Annotated in this window: 1 protein-coding gene; it reads left to right on the top strand. The window is 47.9% G+C overall.

Annotation, left to right across the window (positions count from 1 at the left end; all coding sequences use genetic code 11):
* Positions 1-2 precede the first annotated feature (2 nt).
* Positions 3-11363: an SDR family NAD(P)-dependent oxidoreductase gene (locus tag FO446_RS19305; protein WP_237898822.1), complete on the top strand. Its 11361-nt coding sequence runs from the start codon at positions 3-5 to the stop codon at positions 11361-11363.
* Positions 11364-11372 lie beyond the last annotated feature (9 nt).

Genomic DNA, 11372 nt, shown 5'->3' with positions numbered 1-11372 from the left:
ACGTGCATGATCAGTTTCTCTTAACGATCAACCATCCAATCCTCAAAAATCATAAAGCGCACGGTCAGGAACTGTTGCCCGGATTAGCCCATATTGATCTGTTGTATCAAATGTTTCGGGAAAATGGTCATGATTACCGCGAGCTTGAGCTTCGCAATCTAACGATCTATCATCCGATCATGGTGGGACAAGATTATGATGTCATGCTGAGCATTCAGTGCACGCAAGGCAAAACAGGGCAGTGGCAGATTCGGATGGAGGGTCAGACACAGCGTAACGGCATTTTAGACTTGGAGAAAAAGCTGTATGTCACTGCTGAAATGCATCAAAGTGCCTCTGCGCAGTTCGATGAGACGCTGGATCTTCCCATGCTAGAGCAAGCGGCAAACAAAAAGATCAATCTTCATGACGTATATGAGCAATGCCGTCGTCAGGAATTGGTCCATACAGGTTTTATGAAGGCAGAAGGAACGATTTACGAAACAGATTCTACGGCGGTAATGGATATTTCACTCGGTAAACATGCCCTTCCCAGTGCGGAAGGGTTCATGTTTCACCCGACCTTGATCGATGGGTCTGCGATCGGCTCGATGGTATTGTTCACTTCGGTTATACAAGGAGAGCAACGGCTATTTTTGCCGCTTTTTTATGAATCTTTTCGTGCTTCCGCCCTATTGCAGCAGCATTGCTTTGCCAGAGTACAAACTTCATCCATCCAAAGAAAAAATGAACTGATGTATATGACGATGGAGTTCTTTGATCGTTCAGGCAAAAAAATTGCGCATTTGCAAAATTTTGCAGGCAAGCTCGTTCGTGATCCTGGCCTGATCCATTCCAATAAAAACGAAGTACCTCCGCTTCGAGCCGATTTCCAACCATCGAAGCAACCGGTGTCTCTTTCGAAAGGACCCGTTCATGAGGCGAATGAATCGCAATCTGTCGTCGTAAGTAAAGCACAAACTTTTTTACAACAACTGCTGGCAGAGCGATTACAAGTTCCGGCTGCGTTGATTGATACGCAGATTGGTTACTATGAAATGGGGTTGAACTCACCAGGCTTGTTGGAAGTGGTGAAGGCTGTCGAAGCGAAAGTAGGAGTGTCTTTGGCTCCTACTTTATTGTTTGAGTATACGAATATCGCTGAGTTGGCCGCCTATCTGGCCGAGAATCATGCTTCCGTATTCAGTGGGCTTGATTTGACGAAACAGGAAGGCAGGCAAGAGTTGCCGCAACCTGCAAAAGTTGGAGCTTCATCAGCAACCTCTGAGAATCACGCAGCGATTCCCAATGAAGAAATTGCGATCATCGGGATGGCAGGTCGCTATCCAGAGGCAAGAAATCTCCATGAATTCTGGATGAATTTAAAAGAAGGCAAAGACTGCATCAAAGAAGTCCCGAAATCTCGCTGGGATTGGCAGCAGTTTGGAGAACTCAAATCCCCTTCTGGGAAGCAAATGTCCAAATGGGGAGGGTTTATTGAAGACCCCGATTGCTTTGATTCTCCCTTTTTCAGAATATCGCCGCGGGAAGCAGAAACGATGGACCCCCAGGAGCGTTTGTTTTTGGAAACATGCTGGGAAGCGATGGAAGATGCAGGCTATACGCCGAAGACGATTGTTCCGCCTCGGGGGAGCAGTAACAGGCGGCAGGTTGGTGTCTTTGTTGGCGTGATGCACAAGGATTATTCCCTCATCGGAGCGGAAGCGATGTCGCGGGGCGAAATGTTCCCGTTGTCCTTGAACTATGCGCCGATTGCCAATCGCGTTTCTTATTTTTGTAATTTTCATGGTCCGAGTATGGCGATTGACACCGTTTGTTCCTCCTCGCTGACGGCTGTGCATTTGGCGCTGGAGAGCATCAAGCGAGGAGAATGTGAGGTAGCATTGGCGGGTGGGGTCAATTTATCCTTGCATCCCGGCAAATACTTGTCATACGGCATGATGGATATGCATTCGAGTGATGGTCATTGTCATACCTTTGGCAAGGATGGCGACGGGTATGTTTCTGGAGAAGGCGTCGGTACGGTCGTATTAAAGCCATTGCGCAAAGCGATTGAGGATGGCGATCATATTTATGCCGTGGTAAAAGGAAGCAGTGTAAACCACGTCGGTTCGGTGAGCGGGCCTTCTGTGCCAAGCCCTGTTGCTCAGGCAGAAGTCATTACAGCATGCCTGGAAAAGAGCGGTGTAGACGCGAGAACGATCAGTTATGTGGAAGCGCACGGGACCGGAACCTCTTTAGGCGATCCGATTGAAATTCAAGGATTGGTGAAAGCGTTTCGTCAATATACAGAGGATCAGCAGTTTTGTTCCATAGGCTCAGTGAAGTCAAATATCGGACACGCTGAATCTGCCGCAGGTATCAGCGGTTTGCAAAAAGCTGTTCTTCAGCTCTACCATAAAACGCTCGTTGCTTCCTTACATGCCAAGGAAGTGAATCCGTTTATTCATTTTGCGCAATCTCCTTTTTATGTACAGCAGCGGACAGAAGAATGGAAATCAGTGATCATGGAAAATGGTCAAGAAGTGTCCGTTCCGAGACGTGCAGGGGTAAGCTCGTTTGGCGCTTCGGGGTCCAATGCCCATCTAATTTTGGAAGAGTACATCCCAGTTGAAACAAAGCCGAAAGCGCAAGCCATTGCCCATAAAAATCACCCAGTGATGATTCCGCTATCTGCCAAGAATAAGGAACGATTGCTAGTCTATGCGCAAAAAGTAGCGGACTTTCTAAAAAGGGCATCATCTGGCAATCACCCTCAACCAAGTGAGGAAGAGAAGCAAAAACAGCTTCAAGAAATGCTGGAGAAGAAGCTTCGCAGAATGTTATCCACTATTATTCATGTGGCAGAAAGCAGCATTGAGTTCGAACAAGAGTGGCATGAATACGGAGTAGACCTCGTTCAAATCACACAGCTCAAGCAAAAACTGCAAGAGGAGCTGCATATTCAGCTTGATTTCAAGGAATTCGATCAAGGCAGCTCCATTGCTTCTGTCATCGCTTCTCTCATGGATAGCCATCGAGACGAGATAGAAGTGGAAATTCAGTCTTTTGCTGATCGAGAAACGCAAATCGATCTGGAAAATGTGGCGTATACCTTGCAAGTTGGACGAGAAGCGATGAAAGAACGAGTAGCCTTTGTCGTCGAGGATATACCCGAGCTGATCGGAAAATTGGAAGCTTTTTCGCGAGGCGAGAATACGATCGATCATTGTTGGATAGGGAGCTTGAAGTCGAACAACGACCAAGACTCTCAACAGCTTATCCAAAGCTGGATTGCAGAAGGCGACATCAGAAAAATAGCTGAATGTTGGGTGACAGGCAATGAAATGGACTGGGAACAGCTATACCAGAATAACAAACCAAGACGTGTGCCCTTACCGACGTACCCATTTGCAAAGAATCGTTATTGGATTCCAGAGAGCAAAAGTAAATCGGTGAGCCGCAAGACAGCAGCTCCATTTATGAGCGAAACTGCCATTCATCCACTTTTGCAGCGGAATACTTCTGATTTTTCTGAACAAAGGTTCAGTTCCACCTTTACAGGTCAGGAGTTTTTCTTATCAGATCATGTCGTGAAGAATCAGAGAATTTTGCCGGGAGTCGCCTATCTGGAAATGGCGAGAGCAGCAGCAGAGCAAGCAACGGCTGCCTTGACTGAAGAACCAGCCCAGATTCAACTCAAAAACGTGGTTTGGACACGGCCAATTGTTGTGGGTGACCAACCTGCACAGATACATATCGGTCTTGTTCCCGAAGAGAATGGTGAGATTACTTTTGAAATCTATAGCGAGTTGGAGGCGATGGATGCAGAACCCGTCGTACACAGTCAGGGCAGCGTCATGCTTCATGTTGTTGCTGAGAAACATGCGTTGAATTTGCCATCCTTACAAGCAGAGTGCAATCAACGAGCGTTTTCATCCGAACAATGCTACAGCATTTTTCATGCAATAGGGATGGATTATGGTTCGGCTCATCAAGGAATTGACGCCTTGTATGTAGGGGAGGGTCAAGTTTTAGCCAAGTTATCCTTGCCAGCCACCGTCTCCGAGATGGAAAACCCTTTTGTCCTGCATCCAAGCTTAATGGATTCGGCTTTGCAGGCATCGATCGGGCTCATGATGGTTGGGGAAGAGACCCCATCAGCGGATGGTCATTCGAGCCGAAAGCCGTCCTTGCCTTTTGCCATGGAGGAAGTGGAAATCTACGGCAAGTGCACATCCTCGATGTGGGCGTACGTTCGTTACAGTGCCATCAGCAGCGCAGACGACAAAGTGCAGAAGCTGGATATTGATTTATGCGATGAAAAAGGAACGGTTTGTGTACGAATAAAGGGATATTCCATGCGAGTGCTGGAGGACGGGAAGCAAGCGAGCCATGTTTCTTCGAAAAGCGCTTCTTCCGCAACTTCTCTGGAGCCTCCTGTGGGGAATCTCATGCTGTCTGCTGTGTGGGATGTGACTCCTGTTGAGAAGGGACAGCTTTTCCCCACTGCTGATGAGCAGGTTGTCATTGTGGGCGGAAATGAAGAGAATAGGATCGCCATTCAACAATACTATCCACGAGCAAAAGTATTGTCCATTCAGGCTGAGAATACGATGGAGGAAATCGTATACCGACTGGAAGAGCTTGGTTCCATCGATCATCTGGTGTGGATCGCTCCTTTTGATGCGATAGACTCCTTGGCGGATCATCGATTAATCGCGGGGCAAGATCAGGGAGTGATTCTATGCTTCCGAACGATTAAAGCCTTGCTTCACTTGGGATATGGAAGTAAGGAGTTGGGGTGGAGTGTCATCACGGTTCAAGCCCAGCCTATATGCCATACAGATGTTGTGAATCCTTGCCACGCCAGTATTCATGGATTAATTGGTTCGATGGCGAAGGAATATCCAAACTGGAAGATTCGACTCATGGATGTAGAGGCCGAATCTGAATGGCCGCTGGATGATATGTTGAGGCTGCCAAGAGATCGTCAGGGTCGTCCGTGGGTTTATCGTCAAGGTGAATGGTATCGTCAGCAGTTGCTCACCGTCGATCATCCTCCGATTGATCAGACACGATTGAAGCAGAGTGGTATTTATGTGGTGATTGGCGGTGCTGGTGGCATCGGCGAAGCATGGACCGAATATATGATACGTACCTATCAAGCTCAGATCATATGGATTGGTCGCCGTCAAAAAAATGAAGAGATTCAAGCCAAGATAGATAGACTTGCCGCTTTTGGACCAGCACCAGACTATATAGCAGCGGATGCAACGCAGCAGGACGCTTTGCAACAAGCTTATGAACAGATCAAGCAAACGTATCAACGGATTGACGGAGTTGTTCATTCTGCCATGGTCTTGGTGGAGGAAAGCTTGGAAAACATGCAAGAGGAAGGTTTCCGAGCAGTGCTTTCGTCTAAGGTGGATGTGAGTGTGAACATCGCTTTGGTGTTTGAGAAGGAGCCGTTGGATTTTGTCTTGTTCTTTTCATCACTCATGGCAGTTACGAAAGCTCCGAAGCAAAGCAACTACGCGGCTGGTTGTACCTTTAAAGATGCCTATGCTCATCAATTGACTCAAGCATGGCCATATGCGGTGAAACTGATCAATTGGGGATATTGGAGCAGTGGGCAAGTAGAAGATACTCATCAGGAGATGGTAGAAACCTATCGTCGTTTGGAGCAAATCGGCATTGGGCTGATTCAGCCGCAAGAAGCAATGCAAGCCATAGAGACACTTCTCGCAGGAGCCATGGATCAAATTGCTTTCATGAAGATCACGAAGCCTGTTGTCATTGAAGGGATGAAGGTAGAGGAATGGGTGGATGTTCACTCTGCAATATACCCGTCCACGCTACAGCTGTCTGCCCATGAAAATGAGGGGCTTGCTGATGTAGTGGCTGCCTTTATCAAGGAGAGAGTGAAGCATGACCAATCAGCGGGAATACGGATTCTCGAACTTGGAGCAGGTACAGAGTCTACGAGTTCCTTCCTTTCACAAAAATTACATGCCTATCAATCTTTTGTGAGCTTCGAAGCTTTTGATCCAGAAGCGGCGTTAAGTGAACAAGGATTGGATGCTGGTGAGTACGACCTGATTATCACAGCGAATAACCTGCACACCGCTCAACAAATTCGCCAAACCCTGCGTAACTGCAAGAATCTCTTAAAAAGGAATGGTCTGCTTCTAGTAAAAGAGATGATGGAGGAAAACGTACGTAAAGACCTCACAGAAGGTCTTACACTACCTCTGGAAGGTTGGCAGAAAGGATTGAGAGATGAGGGCTACCGAGTTGTCTCCTATCCACAGTTGATAATTGCGGAAAGTGACGGCGTTGTCCGCAAGTCCAAACAACAGCAGAAATCAATGGGGACCTCAGCCTCTTCTTTACCAACTCCTTCAAATGCAGACAGAGGAACAAGCACGGAGGCAATGCTTCGGGAGAAAAGCGTAGCCTATTTCAAGCAATTGGTCGGAGAAACACTGAAAATTCCATTTGACCAGATCGATTCTTCTGCCGCCCTGGAGGAGTATGGCATTGATTCGATTATGATTGTGCAAATGACAAATGTCCTACGGAAAAAAATGCATCAGATCAGCACGACCCTCTTTTTTGAATATCAAACGATTGATGCGCTGGTCGAGCATTTCATGACAACACAAGCGGATGATTTACTAGCATTAGTAGGAATGGAAGAACAAGAACCTGTTCAAATGCAACTAACCAACTCAGCAGCTTCTGGAAAGACAACCCAAGAGCAAGCTGGCTCGACATTTCGAAAGGCAAAGTCTCGCCGATTCCTGCATGTTCCTGATCCAGAAGCGGAAAAAACAACAGCGCCGTCCAGACAGGATGTGGCGATCATTGGTCTTGCAGGACGTTATCCGCAAGCGGGGGATGTCTGGGAGTTTTGGACTCGGCTGAAAGAAGGGAAGAATTGCATCACGGAAGTGCCGAAGGATCGTTGGAATTGGCAAGAATTTTTCAGCGAAGAAAAAGGGAAAAGAGGATACATGTACACCAAATGGGGCGGTTTCATCGAGGATATCGATAAATTCGACCCGCTCTTTTTCCAAATTTCGCCTAACGAAGCAGAGCAGATGGACCCGCAGGAGCGCCTATTTTTACAAACGGCATACGCCAGTATGGAAGATGCGGGCTACACTCCTGCCACTTTGGGAGAAAGCAGAAAAATTGGTGTGTTTGTTGGTGTCATGAATGGAAATTACCCAGCAGGAACGAGCTACTGGTCGATTGCGAATCGAGTTTCCTACCTGTTCAATTTCCAAGGACCGAGTCTAGCAGTGGATACGGCGTGCTCCTCTTCTTTGACGGCGATTCATTTGGCATTGGAAAGCTTGTACAGCGGTACAAGTGAATGTGCCATCGCTGGCGGGGTCAATTTAATTGTCGATCCGTTTCACTATATCCGACTGTCTGGAGCGACGATGCTATCTGCTGGTGACCGCTGCAAGTCGTTTGGCGATCAAGCGGACGGTTTTGTAGATGGAGAAGGTGTGGGAGCTATCGTATTGAAGCCTCTGCAAAAGGCGATTGCCGACGGAGACCACATATACGGCGTCATCAAGGGAAGCATGCTCAATGCAGGCGGCAAAACGAATGGATACACCGTTCCCAACCCCATCGCACAGTCGCAGGTAATCCACGAGGCATTACAGCGAGCGGGAGTGGATGCTCGTGCCGTCAGCTACATCGAAGCGCACGGTACAGGTACCGCTTTGGGCGACCCAATCGAGATTGCGGGACTGACTCGTGCATTCGGACAACACACGAAAGACAAGCAATTCTGCGCGATTGGCTCGGCCAAGTCAAACATCGGACATACGGAGAGTGCCGCAGGAATTGCGGGATTGACCAAAATATTGCTTCAAATGAAGTACGGTCAAATCGCACCATCCTTGCACGCTGAGGTCATGAATCCAAACATTGATTTCAGTGATACACCATTTGCGGTTCAGCAAAAGCTGGCAGAGTGGCAAAGACCAATCATTGAAATCAACGGAGTAACCAAGGAATATCCGAGAATCGCTGGGCTATCGTCGTTTGGGGCGGGAGGAGCCAATGTCCATATTGTCATCGAAGAGTATCGCGAAAAAGATAGACAGCCAGAGAATAGCTCGCAGCCACAGCATCCAAAAGTGATCGTGCTCTCTGCAAAAAACGAAGAGAGACTGTTGGCTCAAGTGAATCGATTATTGAAGGCCATCAAGGAAGAATCATTCACTGATGCCCATTTGGCTGATATCGCTTTTACGCTTCAGGTAGGACGGGAAGCGCTGGAGGAACGCTTGGCTGTCCTCGTCAGATCAGTTGATGAGCTTGCGGAAAAACTAACGCATTTTGCAGAAGGTGAAGAGAACATTGCCGAGCTGTATCGTGGGCGAGTGAAACGCAACCATGACACAGTAGCTCTTTTTGCTGATGAAGATATGAAACAAACAGTGGAGACATGGATTGCCAAAGGGAAATTTGCAAAACTGATGAACCTTTGGGTCAAGGGCGTCTCTTTTGATTGGAATAAGCTATATAGCGAAGATAAACCGCGGCGCGTCAGCTTGCCTACTTATCCTTTTGCCAGGGAGCGTTATTGGATAGACGTTGAGAAGCCAAAGGCAGCAGGTATGAACGAATCATCTTCGGTTAGAGGGGATATCCTCCATCCATTGCTTCACAAGAACACTTCTGACCTCTATGAGCTGAGATATAGTTCCATCTTCACAGGGCAGGAGCCGTTCTTGGCTGACCATCTTGGAAACGGGCAGCGCTTCTTTCCACTCACTGCTTATTTGGAAATGGCACGGGCGGCAGTGAAGCAGGCAGCGGGAGATAGAGAGGGGACTTTATCTGGAATCCGAATGTCTCATATTGTCACAGACCAACCGCTATTGGTGGGCGACGATTTGGTTCAGGTACACCTGGGGATCCATCCAGAGGATACTGGAGAGCTTTCCTATGAAATCTACAGCAAATCGAATGAAGATGATACCGAGTCTGTGGTACACAGCCAAGGTATGGTCGAATTCACTTCGTTCGTTGAAGCACCAATTTTGGATCTACCTGCCTTGCAAGCCGAGAGCAGTGAGATGCTTACTGCCAGACAATGCTGCGAGCTGTTAAAAGAACGTGGAATGGCTGATCATCTGAGTTTTGAAGGGATTGAAGAGGTATACAGGGCGCGGGAACAAGTTCTGGTAAAACTCTCCTTGCCCTCGATTGCCATGGAAACAGCAGGACAATTCGTTCTCCATCCTAGCCTGCTAGAGTCTCTGTTGCAGTCATCTCGTTATCTCATTACGGAGGCTGCATCATCTGACAGCATCAGCTTCATCCGACCTGATGGTTCTTTTGTCCTTGAAGAGCTGGAGATTTACGAGAATCATCCTGCTGTGCTGTATGCTCTGATTCGATACAGTGAAGATACCCAAGCGGAGAATAAGAAAATCGATATCGATCTATGTGATGAGGCAGGCAGAATAGGCGTGAGGATGAGAGGCTTTTCAATGGGGAGTGAAAAACGAGGTGCGACGGTGAGGGAGACTCAGGAAACCGTGACTCAGGAAACAGTGACTTCCGCTCCCGCACTGATGGGAACCACGATGCTCACTCCAGTATGGAACGCCGTGTCTGTAGAAAATGGGGAAGTCATTCCATCAATGAGTGATCAAGTAGTCATCGTTTGCGCCGAAGAAAAGGACAGAAGTCTCCTTCAACATCATTACCCTCAAGCTACTGTTTTACCGCTTCAGTCAGATGATTCTATTGAGGTCATCGCAAGTAAGCTGGAAGAGCAGGGTGTGGTCGATCACATCATGTGGGTTGCTCCCGATAGCTGTGTGAAATCCGTAAAAGAGGAGTCCGTGATGAACGAGCAGGAGCGGGGCGTTATTCAAGTTTTCCGCTTGATCAAGGCTTTGCTTGCGCTGGGGTATCAGACGAGAGACTTGGGCTGGACGATCATTACTGTCCAGGCACAGGCTATCTACCAAAAAGAGAAAGTCCATCCAACGCATGCCAGCATCCACGGATTGATCGGGTCGATGGCGAAGGAATATCCGAACTGGAAGGTAAGACTCGTCGATTTGGAGGCGCATGCCGAGTGGCCGCTCCGTGATATTTTTACTTTGCCTGCCGATGCTCATGGAAACGCTTGGGCATACCATGGACACACGTGGTATCGCCAACAGTTGATGCCGGTGCAGAGACCTTTCACGAAGCAAACCGTCTACCGGCAACATGGCGTCTATGTTGTGATTGGGGGCGCGGGCGGTATTGGACAGGCGTGGAGCGAATACATGATCCGAACCTATCAAGCCCAGGTGATTTGGATCGGTCGTCGCATGAAAGATGAGTCGATTCAGAACAAAATAAATCAACTTGCTGCCTTGGGACCTGCACCACTCTACATCGAAGCTGATGCTACGGATCGCGAGTCGCTGCAATCTGCTTATGAGGAGATCAAAAAGCAACATGGCAAGATTAACGGGGTGATTCATTCAGCCATTGTCCTCCTGGATAGAAGTCTGGCGAATATGGACGAGACGACCTTCCGAGCCGGACTGGTACCAAAAGTAGAGGTAAGTGTGCGGATGAGCCAAGTGTTTGGCGAGGATCCATTGGATTTCGTCCTGTTTTTCTCCTCGATTAACTCGTTTACGAAATCGCCTGGACAAAGCAATTATGCTGCCGGCTGCGCCTTCAAAGATGCTTTCGCTCATCAGCTTGCCAAGGAATGGACATGCGCGGTGAAAGTAATGAACTGGGGATACTGGGGCAGTGTTGGAATCGTTGCGTCCAAGGGCTATCAGGAACGAATGGAACAGATCGGCATTGGCTCGATTGAACCTTCAGAAGGGATGGAAGCATTGGAAGCCTTGCTAACAGGCCCCATGAATCAATTGGCGCTGATGAAAACGACCAAGCCACTCGAGATGGAAGGAATCAATACACAGGAATCGGTTGCAGTCGTTTCAACCAAAATTTCCTCCAGCATGGCAAGCATTAAAAACAAGTTAAAAGTAAAAGAGATGCCCAAAGCAGCCTATTTTGCATCAGAAGCAGGTACGGGCACGGACAGCTTGTTTGAGAACGTACAAGCAACGATCATTCAGCTCGCCTCTCAAATTCTGAAGGTAGAGAGCGAAGAAATCGATACGGATAGTGAACTAAAAGAATACGGATTCGACCCAATCAAGCTCACCGAGTTTTCTACCAAAATCAATCAGACGTACAAGCTTGAACTGACACCTGCTGCGATGATGGACTATCCAACGCTTAAACACATTACTGAATTTCTAGTCAATGCCACTCAGAAATCTCAACCAGCAAGAGAACAGGACAAACCGGTTCTATACGTGTAAGCCGAAGGA

This window comes from Brevibacillus brevis (genome assembly GCF_022026395.1).
Taxonomy (GTDB): Bacteria; Bacillota; Bacilli; order Brevibacillales; family Brevibacillaceae; genus Brevibacillus.
Note: the sequence above shows the minus strand (reverse complement) of the source record. Positions and strands in the feature narration are given on the sequence as shown.